At 45.2% G+C, this 15389-nt stretch carries 14 protein-coding genes; 11 read left to right on the forward strand and 3 right to left on the reverse strand.

The window, feature by feature from the left end; all coding sequences use genetic code 11:
- Positions 1 to 81 precede the first annotated feature (81 nt).
- Positions 82 to 1605, forward strand: coding sequence for an acetyl-CoA hydrolase/transferase family protein (locus I3248_RS07585; protein ID WP_238063183.1), 1524 nt, complete (start codon positions 82 to 84; stop codon positions 1603 to 1605).
- A 114-nt stretch (positions 1606 to 1719) separates the two neighbouring features.
- Here the strand turns inward: I3248_RS07585 and I3248_RS07590 are convergent, their stop codons facing one another.
- Positions 1720 to 2910 carry a glycerate kinase gene (locus I3248_RS07590; RefSeq protein WP_238063172.1) on the reverse strand — a complete coding sequence of 397 codons (1191 nt, stop codon included), beginning with the start codon at positions 2908 to 2910 and terminating at the stop codon, positions 1720 to 1722.
- Positions 2911 to 3237: 327 nt separating this feature from the next.
- On the opposite strand from I3248_RS07590, the gene I3248_RS07595 reads away from it, so the two are divergent.
- From I3248_RS07595 to I3248_RS07605, 3 genes are all read left to right on the forward strand, one after another.
- Positions 3238 to 3549, forward strand: coding sequence for a tautomerase family protein (locus I3248_RS07595; RefSeq protein ID WP_238063173.1), 312 nt, complete (start codon positions 3238 to 3240; stop codon positions 3547 to 3549).
- A gap of 90 nt (positions 3550 to 3639) precedes the next feature.
- Positions 3640 to 4215 carry a GNAT family N-acetyltransferase gene (locus tag I3248_RS07600; protein WP_238063174.1) on the forward strand — a complete coding sequence of 192 codons (576 nt, stop codon included), beginning with the start codon at positions 3640 to 3642 and terminating at the stop codon, positions 4213 to 4215.
- 106 nt (positions 4216 to 4321) lie between these two features.
- Positions 4322 to 5179 (forward strand): universal stress protein, encoded by an 858-nt coding sequence (locus I3248_RS07605; protein ID WP_201559220.1) that lies wholly within the window; start codon positions 4322 to 4324, stop codon positions 5177 to 5179.
- A 65-nt stretch (positions 5180 to 5244) separates the two neighbouring features.
- On the opposite strand, the gene I3248_RS07610 is transcribed toward I3248_RS07605, so the two are convergent.
- Complete coding sequence (locus tag I3248_RS07610) at positions 5245 to 6243, reverse strand: helix-turn-helix domain-containing protein (RefSeq protein ID WP_238063175.1); 999 nt, start codon at positions 6241 to 6243, stop codon at positions 5245 to 5247.
- A 167-nt stretch (positions 6244 to 6410) separates the two neighbouring features.
- Here I3248_RS07610 and I3248_RS07615 point away from each other — a divergent pair, with 167 nt between their 5' ends.
- From I3248_RS07615 to I3248_RS07630, 4 genes are read left to right on the forward strand one after another with little or no spacing between them, the layout of a single operon-like run.
- Positions 6411 to 8216 (forward strand): acyl-CoA dehydrogenase, encoded by a 1806-nt coding sequence (locus I3248_RS07615; protein WP_025643697.1) that lies wholly within the window; start codon positions 6411 to 6413, stop codon positions 8214 to 8216.
- A 46-nt stretch (positions 8217 to 8262) separates the two neighbouring features.
- Positions 8263 to 9282, forward strand: coding sequence for an NADP-dependent oxidoreductase (locus I3248_RS07620; RefSeq protein ID WP_238063176.1), 1020 nt, complete (start codon positions 8263 to 8265; stop codon positions 9280 to 9282).
- Positions 9283 to 9285: 3 nt separating this feature from the next.
- Positions 9286 to 10089, forward strand: a complete 804-nt coding sequence (locus I3248_RS07625) for an SDR family NAD(P)-dependent oxidoreductase (RefSeq protein WP_238063177.1) — start codon at positions 9286 to 9288, stop codon at positions 10087 to 10089.
- Positions 10090 to 10122: 33 nt separating this feature from the next.
- Positions 10123 to 10884, forward strand: a complete 762-nt coding sequence (locus I3248_RS07630) for an SDR family oxidoreductase (protein WP_238063178.1) — start codon at positions 10123 to 10125, stop codon at positions 10882 to 10884.
- Between the two features lie 146 nt (positions 10885 to 11030).
- On the opposite strand, the gene I3248_RS07635 is transcribed toward I3248_RS07630, so the two are convergent.
- Positions 11031 to 12227, reverse strand: a complete 1197-nt coding sequence (locus tag I3248_RS07635; protein ID WP_238063179.1) for an amino acid aminotransferase — start codon at positions 12225 to 12227, stop codon at positions 11031 to 11033.
- Positions 12228 to 12482: 255 nt separating this feature from the next.
- Here I3248_RS07635 and I3248_RS07640 point away from each other — a divergent pair, with 255 nt between their 5' ends.
- From I3248_RS07640 to I3248_RS07650, 3 genes are all read left to right on the forward strand, one after another.
- Positions 12483 to 13196 (forward strand): hypothetical protein, encoded by a 714-nt coding sequence (locus I3248_RS07640; protein ID WP_238063180.1) that lies wholly within the window; start codon positions 12483 to 12485, stop codon positions 13194 to 13196.
- A gap of 242 nt (positions 13197 to 13438) precedes the next feature.
- A complete protein-coding gene (rluF, locus tag I3248_RS07645; RefSeq protein ID WP_238063181.1) occupies positions 13439 to 14419 on the forward strand; it encodes a 23S rRNA pseudouridine(2604) synthase RluF in 981 nt (326 codons plus the stop codon).
- 265 nt (positions 14420 to 14684) lie between these two features.
- Complete coding sequence (locus I3248_RS07650) at positions 14685 to 15206, forward strand: helix-turn-helix domain-containing protein (protein WP_238063182.1); 522 nt, start codon at positions 14685 to 14687, stop codon at positions 15204 to 15206.
- The last annotated feature ends 183 nt before the right edge of the window (positions 15207 to 15389 follow it).

Below are 15389 nucleotides of genomic sequence, written 5' to 3' on the forward strand. Positions count from 1 at the left end.
TAGCGTCGTTTTTACACGCTCTTATTACTGTATTAAGAGTTTAATTTAATAAGGAAGTTGAAGGAAAATAATATGAGTTCAATGAATCATGAAGGTCGCGTACTGCACGAAGGACTAAACAAAAAAATCATGTCGGCTGAGGAAGCAGCTCGCTTTATCAAAAACGATATGAATGTTGGTATGAGCGGATTTACAGGGGCGGGCTATCCAAAAGCTATTCCAGCTGCCCTTGCTAAGCACATGGAAGCGGCGCACGCTCGCGGTGAAGACTTTCAAATTGGTTTATTAACGGGCGCCTCTACTGCTACCGAATGTGACGGTGTATTAGCAGAGGCTAACGGCATCAAATGGCGTACGCCGTATCAATCAGAGCCAGCCTTGCGTAAGCAAATCAACGCGGGTAAAGCCTTTTATTTTGATATGCACTTATCACACGTCGCTCAGCAAAGCACCATAGGCTTTTATGGTGATATGCATATGGCGGTGGTAGAAGTGGCTGGTATCTTGCCTGACGGTCGCCTGATTCCATCGACCTCAATTGGTACAAGTAATGCTTGGCTTGAAAATGCCGATAAGATTATCCTAGAAGTTAATGCTCAGCAGAGCTTAATGCTTGAGGGTATGCATGATGTCTTTAACGATATCGGTATGCCGCCCAATCGTAAGCCAATTCCGCTAGTCACTCCAGGTGGCCGCATCGGTGTACCCTACTTACATTGCGATTTAGATAAAGTGGTCGCTGTGGTATTAACTGACTCGCCAGATCGTAACAGTAAGTTCGCTGATCCGGACGAAAAATCAAACAAAATCGCCAGCCACATCATTGATTTTTTCCATGAGGAAGTCAAAAAAGGCCGCATGCCGAAGAATCTACTACCGATCCAATCAGGCGTCGGTAACGTCGCTAATGCAGTACTAGCTGGACTTGAGAATAGTCCGTTTGAGAACTTAACCGGTTATACCGAAGTACTACAAGACGGTATGCTCGATCTGATTATGTCTGGCAAAATGACGATGGCTTCGGCGACAGCGCTATCGTTAAGCCCAGTAGCGCTAGAGACTTTTAATGCCAATATCGAAGAGCTGCGCGCGCGCATCGTACTACGTCCACAAGAGATTACCAACCATCCTGAGGTCTCACGTCGCCTAGGTGTGCTTGCGATCAATGCGATGATTGAGTGCGATCTGTACGGCAACGTCAACTCGACTCACGTTATGGGTACGAGCATGATGAACGGCCTAGGTGGTTCAGGAGACTTTGCCCGTAACGCTTACACTTCGTTCTTTGTCAGCCCGTCAACGGCGAAAGACGGCGCTATTTCTTGTATTACGCCGATGGTCTCGCATCATGATCACACTGAGCATGACGTCATGGTAATCGTCACTGAGCAGGGCTTGGCAGATCTACGCGGTTTAGCGCCACGTCAGCGCGCGCAAGCAATTATCGATAATTGCGCGCATCCAGACTATCGTCCGATGCTGCAAGATTACTTCGATCGTGCTTCTGCCGCTGAAAATGCCGGCATGCAAACGCCGCATATCTTAGAAGAGTCTTTGTCTTGGCATCAGCGTTTCGTTGAGACGGGTGATATGCGCATTAAGTAAGTTTTTTTAGTATAAAACTGAGTAACAAACACCCCTTAGTTATTGCTTAGCTAAGGGGTGTTTTATTATAAGACTGTTTTTGGATGCGCTACTAAAAGTCTGACTAGCAGCGGCCTAGTTCAGTTTTTCCCCTAAACGCATCGCTGCGGCAAGATTTAGAGCAGTGGTCTCGATATTGGTATAAGCGCTATTGAATACCTCATCAATAGGCGCAAGCTGCTGAATACTAGGCATTACCACAGCGAACAAAGTGTTCATGGCAGATTCATTATGAGCGCTTTTATGATAGTCCTCATGGTCAACCGCACCGCAGATTGCGATGACCGGTTTATTTTGCGCTTTTGCCATCAGGCCAACACCATTAGCGACTTTCCCCATCATGGTCTGAGCATCGAGCTTTCCTTCTCCAGTAATGACCAAGTCAGCCTTAGCAATATGCGCTGATAAACGCGTAGCCTTAGCGATAAGATCAAAGCCGGATTGCAGCTCTGAATCAAGAAAAGCCATAAACGCAAACCCTAATCCACCTGCCGCTCCAGCACCTGCTACTTTTTGATAGTCATCATTATCATCTTGCATGTTTTGCTGTGCATAAATATGGGCAAAATGCGCTAGTGCTTTATCTAAAATAGCGACTTGCTTGTCGTTCCCGCCCTTTTGTGGACCGAAGACAGCACTAGCTCCATTGACGCCGCATAAAGGGTTAGTTACATCACAGGCGACTGCAAAAGGGCGCGTACTTTGTGCCAGTAACGCTTTAGTTTTTGGGTGTAAGGTAGAGGTATCGATACGCTGCACATTGGCTAATTGCGCGCCGCCTTGGGTTAACGCATTATCATTCGCATCATAAAATCTAACGCCTAAAGCCATAAGCATACCAAGGCCTGCGTCATTAGTAGCGCTACCGCCCAAACCTATGATAAAGCGCTGTGCACCGTTCTCTAACGCATCCAAGATAAGTTCGCCTACGCCGTAGCTACTCGTTATTAAGGGGTTTTGCTCGGCACTCGTCAATAAGGCTAAACCGCAAGCTTCTGCAATTTCTATCACCGCGGTGTTATCCGCTAGCAGCAAGTAATTTGCATCAACAGCTCTCATTAAAGGGTCATGCACCTTGGTCGTTATCCAGCGCCCCTCAAGCGCGTAGGATAGCGCTGCAGTAGTGCCTTCGCCGCCATCAGCCATTGGTAGTAGCGTGTAGGTAGCATCCGTAAATACTTGCCTAAACCCAGATTCTATAGCCCGGCAGACCTCTAGAGCTTCAAGACTTTGTTTAAAGGAGTCGGGCGCAATTAAGATGTTCATAGCTGACCTCTAAGCGTATTATTTAGACCATAATAATAGTCTATCTGCTACCATAGCGGTTTATTTAGCTTACGTTACTTTTTTTGAAGTTTTCTCAATATATAATGAGCTTATTGTCTTAGAGTTTTATTGAGTTTAATGTGACCTTAAGGTTGTATAGATCGTTATTGCTTAACCCAGCTATTTTTGCAACTATGTTTGTCTGCTTTGTTTTTAGCTAAAGAAGTTATTTGTAGTAAAGAGTGGATGACAAACTGAACGTACTTACTTTTTACCGTTAATATACCACTATCAAGGATGATTTTATGACTATTGCTACCTTACTGTATGCAGTCGGTACTAGGGATGCCAGAAGGCAAAAAGGCTCAGCGTTTTGTACCGCTTAATGCGGAAGATTTTTATTATCCTAGTGATCGGTCAGCGGCTTATACCGTCATCGAAATCAACATAATGGCAGGGCGGACGATGGCCACGCAAAAAGCGCTCATCAAAGCGTTATTTCAGCAGATTGAATCTCAGCTTGGTATCAAGACGATCGATGTTGAGATTACCATTAAAGAGCAGCCTGCGCATTGTTGGGGTTTTCGTGGAATGACGGGTGATGAGGCGGGTGATTTGAGTTATAGAGTCAGTGTTTAAAGCGATTCAAACGGTGTAAACAATTTATCTATAATTTTTTAGTCCATTCTTCCTCTAGCCCAAAACCCACCTTAATTGCGGTTTCAAACTATGATAAAACCGACTGCGACGCTAGCAACCGAACGTTTGCTGTTAAGGCAATGGCAGCCTAGTGATTTGCCAGTTTTTGCCGAGATGAATGCGGATAGCGAAGTCATGCAGTATTTTCCTAAGGTACTCTCTAAACAGACAAGTAATCTCATCGCCAATAAATGCCAACAACTGATTGAGGATAACGGCTGGGGGTTTTGGGCCGTTAGTCTTAAAGAGGGTGCTGCTGATACCTTTATTGGCATGGTGGGGTTAAATCAGATTCACGCCGATATGCCTTTTACAGGTGTAGAGATTGCATGGCGCCTGCATAAAGACTATTGGCGTAACGGCTACGCGTTAGAGGCCGCACAGGCCGCGCTAAAATACGCTTTTGACGTCTTAGCTCTTGAGGAGGTAGTCGCCTTTACCTCTATAAGCAATCAGCCGTCACAGCGCCTGATGCAGCGCTTAGGAATGACTAATACTAATCAGGTCTTTGATCACCCTATGTTAAACGCCAATCATCCGCTTGCGCCGCATGTACTACATAGAATAAGCCGAGAAGACTGGCAGCAATTACAAATCAGAGATTAGATATTTGTTTTAAATTTTAGAAATACTATCAATACGGGTTAATAATCTGCTATAAATATGAGTATCAATATTAGGATAATGCACTCAGCGCATTTAAGGATAAATTATGGCGACGCAACATATTTTAGCTTGTATTGATGGCTCGGCAGTGACCGAGTCCATTTGTGGTTACGCCGCATGGTACGCTAATCGGCTGAGTCTGCCGGTTGCTTTGTTGAATACAATCGAAGTGCCAGCCTCAGTTAGGCGTGACCTCTCAGGGACCATTGGCGTTGACAGTCGTCAGATTCTATTACAGGAGTTGTCGGAGATAGATGAACGCCGAGCCAAGGTGGCTAACAATTATAGCGCCGCCTTGGTGAATGACGCAAAAAGCTATATCAATAGCCATTTCGATGTCGCCGTTGATATCTATCAGCGTCATAGCAAGCTATTACCTGCTATCGAGCATTTCAGTGATATGAACCGAGCGATCGTCATGGGGCGCCGCGGTGAGGACCACAAAAATAGCCGCATCAATATTGGCAGTCAAATCGAAACCGTTGCGCGCGCATCGAATGTACCCATTTTGATTTGTTCAGAGCCGTTTCAAGAGCCAAGCAGTTATATGATTGCTTTTGACGCGAGTAAAACTGCTATCAAAGTCATCAAACGCATCGCTAAGAGCGAAGTGCTAAAAAAGCTACCAGGCCACTTAGTGATGGTGGGTAATCACGATAGCACTTCCAAAAATAGCCTATCCGCGGCCGCTGCAGAGTTACTAAATGCAGGCTATAGTATTGACTGTCATCATCTGCCGCAAGGCGATGCGGTCAATGGCCTACTCAATTTTCAACTAGAACATCATATCGATATTATGGTGATTGGCGCTTATGGTCATTCTAAATGGCAGCAGATGTTCCTAGGCAGTACGACGACTGAGATTTTGGCGAGTACAGTCTCACCGGTGATTTTAGTGCGTTAATTTTTGGATCAGCTATATTGAATACAGCTATAAAACCTAAATTTGCGGCTTGCAAGACTTCGTCTTTAAATCGCTAGCCGCGAAAACTTATCTCGATACTCCTTTGGCGTCAGCTCGGTCGCTCGCTTAAAAAGCCGGGTAAATGAGGAAAGATCGCTATAGCCAACCTGATAGGCAAGCGACTTGATAGTGACGGCTTGTGATTCAAGCAGCCTCTTGGCCTGCTCAATTCGCACTGCTTGAATATATTCAATAGGGCGCATATCGATACTGGTCTGAAAGCGTCTATTCAGCGTACGCGGCGTGACATTGACAATGGTAGCTAAATCACTGACTTGTAGCGGCTGAGCGAAGTTGTTTTCGATATACTCTTGCACTTGTTTGACTAGTGTATCGCCGTGCGGCTTATGCAGCGTCACGTTGGTATAGCTGTTTTGACTGCCTCTTTTGCTATCAATAATCTGAGTCTTGGCTACTTGCGTTGAGACCTCGCGGCCGCAATAACGCTCAATGAGTAGCAGTGCTAAATCATAAAAAGCGCTCCCTCCTGCCGCGCAAAATATATTCCCTGATTGAGTGACAAACTGATTGTCTTGTAAGTCAACTAAGGGGTAATCACTTTTAAATTTATCAGCGTAGCCCCAATGGGTAGTCGCGGTTTTGCCATCGAGGAGTCCTGCCTCAGCTAGAAAAAAAGCGCCGCTACAATTGCTTGCGATATCAGCCTCAGTTGCGGCCAAACGCTGCAAATGCGGTAGCAGCTTTGCGTTTTGTTTGAGTACCTTGTCTATCGAGTCGCCAATGGTTGGGATAAGGAGTAAGTCACACTTGCTCACTGTAGTGATATCGCAGTGTGCTTGAATCACTAGCCGATTACTGGCGGTAATATCCACACCGCCAAGGCTTGCAATCTGCACCTTAAACTTTGGCTTTACTTCTAAATCCAAAAAACGCTGCCAGCTGACGCCAGTAAAAGAAAACAAGTCCAGCGCTCCTGAAAGCACGCTACCGAGCACGCCATCAAATCCGAGGATAATCACTTCATAGGGCTTGGTTTGCGGCATTGGCTACTCTCCTTATTGACTATTATTATGCAGGCACTCTTTATACCAGTGTCATACCAATGTCGTTTTTCACCTCAATTATGTCATAAATGACAATACGGTAAAGCAAAAATTTAGCTTATGATTACTCTAATGCTAATGATGAGCTTTAATAACAAGGGAATATTATGGCGACCGATACTTTAATTAACGAATATGAACTACCTTTCCAGCTCTACGATGTATTAGATGTTGAGCGTTTAACTGAACATACTAAGTTTTCAGAACATAACCGCGAAACCTTTGATGCCGTGCTAGATACTGCAGATAAGATCGCGACGGATTTGTTTTTACCGCACAATCATCTCGCGGACAAAGATGAGCCGCAGTTCGATGGCAAAACCGTCAGCATGATCGACGATGTCAAAGTCGCCTTTGATGCTTTTCGTGACTCCGGCTTTATCGCTGGTCGTTACTCTTTTGAAGTTGGTGGTATGCAGCTACCTGAGACGGTAATGACCGCAGTCGCAGGTTATTTTATGGCGGCGAATCCGTCGACTACCGCTTATCCGTTCTTGACGACAGCCGCGATCAATGTTATCTCGCATTTTGCCAGTGAGGACGTCAAAGATGCCTTTATGCCGCGTATGCTGACAGGTGAGTTCACCGGTACGATGGCGTTGACCGAACCGCACGCGGGCTCTTCACTAGCGGATATCAAAACAACTGCCACCGAGCAAGAAGACGGCTCATATCGCATTAAAGGCAGCAAAATCTACATCTCAGGCGGCGACCATGAGCTGTCTGACAATATTGTGCATTTAGTGTTGGCCAAAATCCCAGGCGGACCTGCCGGCGTGAAGGGCATCTCGCTCTTTGTAGTGCCGAAGTATCGCTTAAAAGAGGATGGCTCCATCGGCGAGCGTAACGATGTACATTTGACAGGGCTGCTGCATAAGCTTGGCTACCGCGGTACGACGTCTACCGCGCTGAGCTTCGGTGATAAAGGCGAATGTTATGGTTACCTAGTCGGCGAGCCGCACTTTGGTCTACGCTATATGTTTAAGATGATGAATGAAGCGCGTATCGGTGTCGGCTTTGGCGCGGCGATGATCGGCTATCGTGGCTATCAGTACTCGCTTGATTATGCTAAAGACAGAACCCAAGGCCGTATCGCTCCGAACAATAAGCCTGAGCATGACGCTACGGCTATTATCAATCATGGCGATGTCAAGCGGATGCTGCTTGCGCAAAAAGCTTATACCGAAGGCGCAATAGCATTGTGTCTGTACGGCTCAAACTTAATTGACCGTATCAATACCAGCGATGATGACACGCTACAGAACGAGCTATCCGAATTATTAGATTTATTAACGCCAGTGATCAAAGCTTGGCCATCAGAGTATGGGCCCAAAGCCAATGATTTAGGCATTCAGGTATTAGGCGGCGCCGGATATACACGCGAATATCATGCCGAGCAATTCTGGCGTGATAACCGTCTGAACCCTATTCATGAAGGCACGAACGGCGTACAGGCGCTTGATTTGTCATTTCGTAAAATTTGGCAAAATCAAGGCTTAGGGATGCAAGTTCTTAAGCGTGAGATTACTAATGACTTGCAAAGTATCACGACGCCTGAGTCGGCGAAGCTCGCAGGCAAGCTGATGCCTTACACTGAGCATTTGCATGAAGTGCTTGTGCATTTAAGCAAAATACTACCGACCGAAAAAGCGCTGACATTGACGGGTAACGCGCAAGCATTGATGAATATCTTTGCCTCAATCGTGGTGAGCTGGATGTGGATTCGTCAAGCAAGCACAGCTGAGCAGCTATTGGCTCAGGAACAGGCGAGCGATAAGCAAAACTTCTACCATGGTAAAATTCAAGCGGCCAAATACTTTATCGACTGGGAGTTGCCAACGATTCAGCGTGATATTGACTTATTAAACAACGATAATTCAGTCTGTACCGATATGGAAGTAGAGTGGTTTTAGACTCGATAAATGGCACGAACACAAAATTAATTTAAAGGAATAAATAATGACAGCTGAAAATACACCGATCAATAAGCAGTGGCGACTCAAAGAGAGACCGACAGGCAAACCGAGCCGCGATACTTGGGACTATACCGAGACCGAAGTACCTAGTATTGGTGATGGCAAGATCTTAATTAGAATTGATTATATCTCTATTGACCCTGCGATGCGCGGCTGGTTAAACGATGCCAAATCCTACATTGAGCCGGTGCAAATAGGCGATGTCATGCGCGCTGGTACGGTTGGCGAAGTCATCGAAAGTAATAATAACAAATTCAACGTTGGTGATTTCGTCTCTGGTCATAACGGTGTGCAGTCCTATGCGGTCAGTGATGGCAAGGGTTTGTATAAGATCGATCCGAATCTAGCGCCGCTGCCTTATTATCTTGGCGTACTCGGTATGCCAGGAATGACCGGCTATTTCGGTCTGCTAAAGACCGGCGAGCCCAAAGCTGGCGAGACGGTAGTGGTCTCAGGAGCGGCGGGAGCTGTCGGCGGCCTAGTTGGCCAAATCGCCAAAATCAAAGGCTGCCGTGTCGTTGGTATCGCCGGTGGTCCTGAGAAATGTCAGTTTTTGATTGATGAGTTAGGCTTCGATGCCGCGGTCGATTACAAAAACGAGAACGTCAAAAAAGCGCTTAAGCAAGCATGTCCTGACGGCGTTGATGTATATTTCGATAACGTCGGTGGCGAGATTCTAGATGACGTCTTAACTCAAATTAATGTCCATGCGCGTATTGTGATTTGCGGTGCGATTAGTCAGTATAATAATACGACAGCGGTCAAAGGCCCTGCCAACTATCTATCTTTGCTGGTCAATCGCGCGCGTATGGAAGGCATCGTCGTGTTTGATAATATCAAAGAGTACCCGGTAGCGATGAAAGATATCGCCGGCTGGATTCAAGCAGGAGATATCACTGTAAAAGATCATATCGTCAAAGGGATTGAGACGTTCCCAGAGACGCTAATGATGTTATTTAATGGTGAAAACTTTGGCAAACTTATTTTACAAGTAAAGGAATAACTGATGACTAGCAATGGACTTGCAGCAAACAATTTAAGCAACCTACCTGCCTCAAACGTTGCAGGCAAACGCATTTTGATTACGGGCGGCGCCTCAGGCATTGGTGCGGCGAGCGCTAAGTTATTAGCCAGTCGCGGCGCAAAGGTCTTGATCGGCGATAGAAACGAAGAGCTTGGTGATAGCGTCTATAAAGAAGCGCTAGAGGCCAATCATAGCATTACCTTTAGACGAGTCGATGTCACCGATGGTGATGATGTTCGCGCGCTATTTAAGTTCGCTATGAGCGAGCTTGGTGGCCTTGATGTGGTCATTAATAATGCCGGTATCGACCATGCACCCAAACCGATGCATGAGCTGAGCGATGACGATTTTGATCGTAATATCGCGGTGAATCTCAAAGGCGTTTGGCACTGTATGCGAGCGGCAGTTGCTTGCTTAGCGCCTAATGGCGGCGGCCATGTGATCAATGTGGCCTCTATCGCAGGCTTGCGCTCTGCGCCATTATTATCTGCTTATAGTGCAGCTAAGCATGGCGTTATGGGGCTCACAAAGTCAGCGGCTCACGAGTATGCTCGCGCAAACATTCGCTTCAATGCCGTGTGCCCAAGCTTCATTGATACACCGATGGTACAGAACACCATGGCAAAAATGGATGAGCGTGCTCAGCAGGCCACTATTAAAGCCAGTCCGCTGCGCCGCTTAGGTCAAGTAGAAGAAATCTCAGGCGCTATCGCTTGGCTTGCCAGCGATGAGAGCAGCTTTATGAATGGTCATGCCTTTACTTTAGATGGTGGTATGTTAGCGTAATCATTAGATATTTAAGAATATTATGGAGGAGTAATGAAAGATTTATTTGATTTAACAGGGAAGATTGCCTTAGTTACAGGCGCGAGTCGCGGTATTGGCGAATCTATTGCGCGCTTGCTGGCATCACGCGGTGCGCACGTTATCGTTTCAAGCCGTAAGATTGACGCTTGCCAAGCGGTTGCTGATAGTATTGTAGAGAACGGCGATAAAGCCAGTGCTTATGCTTGTCACGTCGGCGAGATGGATCAGATTGATGCCATCTTTGAGCACATCAAAAGCGAATTTGGTCAAATCGATATCTTAGTCAATAATGCCGCGGCCAACCCTTATTATGGCCATATCTTAGATACTGATTTGGGCGCATTTGAAAAGACTGTCGATGTCAATATTCGTGGTTATTTCTTTATGTCTATTGCAGCGGGCAAAATGATGAAAGAGCAGGGCGGCGGCGTTATTTTAAACACCGCCTCGGTCAACGGCATTGTCGTTGGTGACAAGCAAGGCATCTATTCAATTACCAAAGCTGCTGTTATCAGCATGACTAAATCGTTTGCCAAAGAATGTGGCCCGTTCAATATCCGTGTCAACGCTTTATTACCAGGCCTTACTGATACCAAATTTGCCTCAGCACTGACGTCAAATGATAAAGTATTAAATATGGCACTACATGCGATTCCGCTAGGGCGCGTGGCCGACCCTGATGAGATGGCAGGCACCGTATTGTACTTAGTGTCAGACGCGTCGAGTTATACTACTGGCGCTTGTGTGCTCGTGGATGGTGGTATGCTTGCGTAATCATTACCTTTTTTTAAAATTAATTAGCAATTGATTTTAAATAGACTGAAAATGAAAGAGGACAGAATATAGTTATTCTGTCCTTTTTTTAATTAATGATGTGATTAATGTAATTAAAGCGATAAGCTGTTCTGACCGCTCAACTTTTAATTTGTGAGCACCGACGCGATCGACTCAGCGACGTAGTCGACATTATTGACATTAAGACCTGCCATACACATCCGCGAGTTGGACACCAAATAAACCCCAAACTCATTTTGCAAACGCTCAATCTGCGCCGCTGTAAGACCAGTAAAGCTGAACATGCCTTTTTGCCGAGTCAAATAGCCAAAATTATGCTCAGGCAGCTTAGCCTCTAATACCGATTTAAGCTTTAAGCGCATTGCTTGGATACGATCGCGCATCCCATAGACCTCGCTTACCCATTGCTGCTGTAGCTCTTCATCATTCATCACGATGTCGACCACATGACCACCGTGCGAAGGCGGGCTGGTATAGATACGGCGCACGGTGTAGTTGAGCTGCCCGAACACACGCTCAGTCTCATCGCTAGTGGGGCAAACTACAGAGAGACCGCCAACACGTTCACCATATAGTGATAGGTTTTTGGAGAACGAGTTACTAACGAATACCGGCAGACCCATATCAGCCGCTTTACGTATAGCATAAGCGTCTTGCTCCATATCTTCGCCAAAGCCTTGATAAGCAATGTCCATAAAGGGAATAAGCTGGCGCTGTTTGATAATATCCAACACCTTATCCCATTGCTCAGTAGATAGATCCATACCTGTCGGGTTGTGGCAACAAGGATGCATAAGCACTACGTCATACGGGTTTAGTTGGTCAATAAAATCGAGCATTGCTTCAAACTTTAGGCGACTAGTAGCGTTATCATAATAAGGGTAGCTGCCCACTTCGATATCACAGCCTGCAAAGATAGCAATATGATTACTCCAAGTTGGGTCACTGACGTAGCATTTAGACTGCGGAAACCATTCTCGAATAAACTCAGCGCCGACCTTGAGCGCGCCTGAACCGCCAAGGGTAGCAATAGTCGCCACCCGCTTCTGTGCTAATATTTTAGAGTCTTGACCGAAGAGTAGGTTTTGACAAGCGACCCGATGCCCGAGCAATCCTGCCATCGGCAGATAGGGGCGCGGGGTGACCGGATCGGCGATCATGCGCTCAGCCGTCTTGACGCATTCAAGCACCGGTAGCTTACCAGCTTCATCGTAATAGATGCCGATGCCTAAATTGACTTTATGCGGATTGCTATCAGCGACGAACTTATCCATCAAGCTTAAAATAGGATCGCCAGGGTAGTAGTCGATATGTGCAAACATAATACTTTCTCTTATCAATAAACCATCAAAAAGCATAAGCCAGAACTGCAGTTAACTCAATACTGAATTTGGCTGACGACCGCTTTAATTAAATCAAGAGGCTAACAGGCTAACAGGCTAACAGGCTCAGGATAACAATAAACGTTGGCCTTGTAGCGAGGTTGAAGGTTATATCACCCGCGAGTCGTTATCAAAGCCAATATCAACTCAACTCTTGCTATAATGCCTATCGAAATCGAATAAAGACTATAAACCATGCCACAAAATCAAAACGCTGTAGAACAAAGACCGGTATTTATGCCCAGAGTCAATAGTGACAACCTAGTCAAAACAGATATGGTTCGCTTTGAGCGCCATGTCGGATTTGCCAGCCGTCAAAAGAAAAAATCTATCAACAACTTGCATCAGGTCATCCGTAAAAAATACGGCTTTAATAATGTTTTAGAGCTATCAAGTAAATCGGGCAATAAGTTAAGTTTCTTAGTCAGCCCACTCAGTTTGCAGCTCACTGATGAGCACAGTGGCGGGCAATATAGCGTGGAGAATATCTTTCAGGCGAGTAAGGTGTTTGAGCGCGGTGGCCCCTTTACTGACCTGCTTGATGCGCCGTCAAGACAAGCCAAAAAAGATGAGCGCTTACACCATTCAGGTCAGCTTATTGGTTACAATGACTCTGGGATGGAGTGGAATTTAGAGCCGCTAACCATGTTTTATGATTGGCTATACGTCAACGCGCTTAAACAAAATACACAGCTCCATAGCGAGGTAATGCAGTATCAAGCCTTTACCGATATCACCTTCAATCCCAAAAAGTCTATTCACAGCGCCGCTTATGCTTTAGCGCTATTTGTGGCACTAAACAAACGAGATTTGCTCGATAATATAGAAGACCCGATAGCCTTTTATGATTTATGTGAGGGCTTTAAAGTGAGTAATACCGAGCACCTTTTGCAGAGCGGTTGGTTCTAATCGTTAGATGATCGCTACATCTACTGCTCATTCGTATAGGTTTGAGACTTTAAAAGCATCAATAAGATATTTTAAAGTCATTCTGGTTAACCCTATAATGGATACAGGCTGCTCGAAATAAAACTAATACTCAATTTCCTATATAATAAAATCAACTCAGTTCTACTCATACATTACGACTCATTCATTTAATATAAGCTTTCTTGGCAATAAAAGCTTTTCATCAGCTAAAACGGTGCTCTATGTTCAATAACTCAACTCGCTTAAATAAATACATCAGAGAAAGTGGTATCTGCTCTCGTAGAGATGCGGACCGCTTTATTGAGCAAGGCAACGTATATATCAATGGCAAGCGGGCTCAAATCGGCGATCAAGTGATGCCTGGAGACACAGTAAAAGTCAACGGACAGCTCATTGAGCCGCAAGACGCTGATGACTTTGTATTTATTGCACTCAATAAGCCAGTTGGTATCGTGAGTACGACGGAAAAAGCTGAAAAAAATAACATCGTGGATTTTGTCAGACATGGGATACGTATCTTTCCTATTGGCCGTTTGGATAAAGACTCGCAAGGTTTGATATTTTTGACCAGCAATGGTGATTTGGTCAATAAGGTATTACGGGCCGGTAATAACCACGAAAAAGAGTATTTAGTAACAGTAAACAAGCCAATCACTGAGAGCTTTATTAAGGGTATGGCAGGCGGGGTACCGATTTTGGGACAAATGACCAAAAAATGCCCAGTGTCTAAAGTAGCGCCCACGGTGTTCAACATTACTTTAGTGCAAGGCCTAAACCGTCAAATCCGCCGTATGTGTGAGCATTTTGGCTATGAAGTCGTCAAGCTTGAGCGTACGCGGATTATGAATGTCAATCTCAAGGGTCTTGCTATTGGAGACTGGCGCGACTTGACCCAAAAAGAGATGTCCGTTTTACTTAAGTCGATAGAAGGCTCTGCGTCAGAGGACAGTAACGCTTCTAAGAGGTCTGCTAATACACGCCGCAAAAAATATAATAATAATCGCTCTTCACAATCAAAAGGTACAAAAGAAAATAGTAAGCGCTCCAAGAATGGCGCTAAAACTCCGGCGGCTTCTAAAGGTGGTCGCCCTTTTGGACGTGGTAAGGCTACCGGCGGTAAGAGTTCTGTCGGTAAAGGTAAGCGACCTACTAAAGGCAGAGGGGGCAAAGGGGGCAGAGGTTCGAAGCGTTCCTCTAAATGATAACGTCAGTTGAAGATAAAAATGTTATGAATCTATTAAACGCGCTACTGGAATGCTCTTTTTAAAACATAAGTTGCGCAGCATCGAAGGAACGCAGCACGCCAGTAAAATTTATACCAGTAGCGCTATAACACTTTTAAGATGAATGGACTATAGCGTCAGACACGTACATATCATTTAAAAAAACGATTTAACACAACGCAAAAAAATCCTCACTACTTTGAACTGACCCCCATAAGTTGGACACAACTTATGGGGTATTTTTATGCGTTATAATCTAGACTATAAGCTTCAAGTCATCGCATACTATATGCAAGGACATACTGGTCGTGCTACAGCTGAGGAATTTAACCTAGATAATAAGATAGTCATCAAATGGGTTAAGCAATATCAAAGCGGTGGTATTGATGCTATAAAGCCAAAGACCAGCAAAGCCTACTATAGTCGCGAGTTTAAACACAAAGTGCTTACAACGATGCTTAGCCAAGGCTTGAGTCAATTGGAAGTTGCGTTAAGGTATAACATCAGCTCACCGGCGCTTATTAGTCACTGGCACAAAGCGTATCGGCTACAAGGTATGTCTGGACTAACATCTAAACGCAAAGGTAGAGCTACCATGAGTAAACCCTTTATCACAGACAAGCCAGATGATGAAAAAAGCTTAGCAGAATTGAAGCGTGAGAATGAGTACCTACGTGCGGAGAACGCCTACCTAAAAAAGCTGGATGCCTTGCTCAAACAGAAGAGGAAACAAGCAGGCAAAAAGCAAGGCTCATCGAAGGACTAAGGCAAGACTATCCTTTATCAGCTTTGCTAGACATCGTTAAGATGCCTAAAAGCGTCTTTTACTATCATAGAGCAAGGCTTGGTGATAAAGATAAGCATGCTGACTTAAAACAGCGTATTACTAAGCTGTATCACCAGCATAAAGGCAGGTACGGCTATCGCAGGATAACGGCAGCGCTAAAGC

It is taken from the genome of Psychrobacter sp. Ps3 (assembly GCF_022129275.1).
Classification (GTDB): Bacteria; Pseudomonadota; Gammaproteobacteria; order Pseudomonadales; family Moraxellaceae; genus Psychrobacter; species Psychrobacter submarinus.

Coding starts and splice junctions, on each gene's coding strand:
- I3248_RS07635 (WP_238063179.1), bottom strand. CDS start 12,227: ATGTTTGCACATATCGACTACTACCCTGGCGATCCTATTTTAAGCTTG.
- I3248_RS07620 (WP_238063176.1), top strand. CDS start 8,263: ATGACAGCTGAAAATACACCGATCAATAAGCAGTGGCGACTCAAAGAG.
- I3248_RS07590 (WP_238063172.1), bottom strand. CDS start 2,910: ATGAACATCTTAATTGCGCCCGACTCCTTTAAACAAAGTCTTGAAGCT.
- I3248_RS07625 (WP_238063177.1), top strand. CDS start 9,286: ATGACTAGCAATGGACTTGCAGCAAACAATTTAAGCAACCTACCTGCC.
- I3248_RS07595 (WP_238063173.1), top strand. CDS start 3,238: ATGCAGTCGGTACTAGGGATGCCAGAAGGCAAAAAGGCTCAGCGTTTT.
- I3248_RS07630 (WP_238063178.1), top strand. CDS start 10,123: ATGAAAGATTTATTTGATTTAACAGGGAAGATTGCCTTAGTTACAGGC.
- I3248_RS07615 (WP_025643697.1), top strand. CDS start 6,411: ATGGCGACCGATACTTTAATTAACGAATATGAACTACCTTTCCAGCTC.
- I3248_RS07585 (WP_238063183.1), top strand. CDS start 82: ATGAATCATGAAGGTCGCGTACTGCACGAAGGACTAAACAAAAAAATC.
- I3248_RS07610 (WP_238063175.1), bottom strand. CDS start 6,243: ATGCCGCAAACCAAGCCCTATGAAGTGATTATCCTCGGATTTGATGGC.
- rluF (WP_238063181.1), top strand. CDS start 13,439: ATGTTCAATAACTCAACTCGCTTAAATAAATACATCAGAGAAAGTGGT.
- I3248_RS07650 (WP_238063182.1), top strand. CDS start 14,685: ATGCGTTATAATCTAGACTATAAGCTTCAAGTCATCGCATACTATATG.
- I3248_RS07600 (WP_238063174.1), top strand. CDS start 3,640: ATGATAAAACCGACTGCGACGCTAGCAACCGAACGTTTGCTGTTAAGG.
- I3248_RS07605 (WP_201559220.1), top strand. CDS start 4,322: ATGGCGACGCAACATATTTTAGCTTGTATTGATGGCTCGGCAGTGACC.
- I3248_RS07640 (WP_238063180.1), top strand. CDS start 12,483: ATGCCACAAAATCAAAACGCTGTAGAACAAAGACCGGTATTTATGCCC.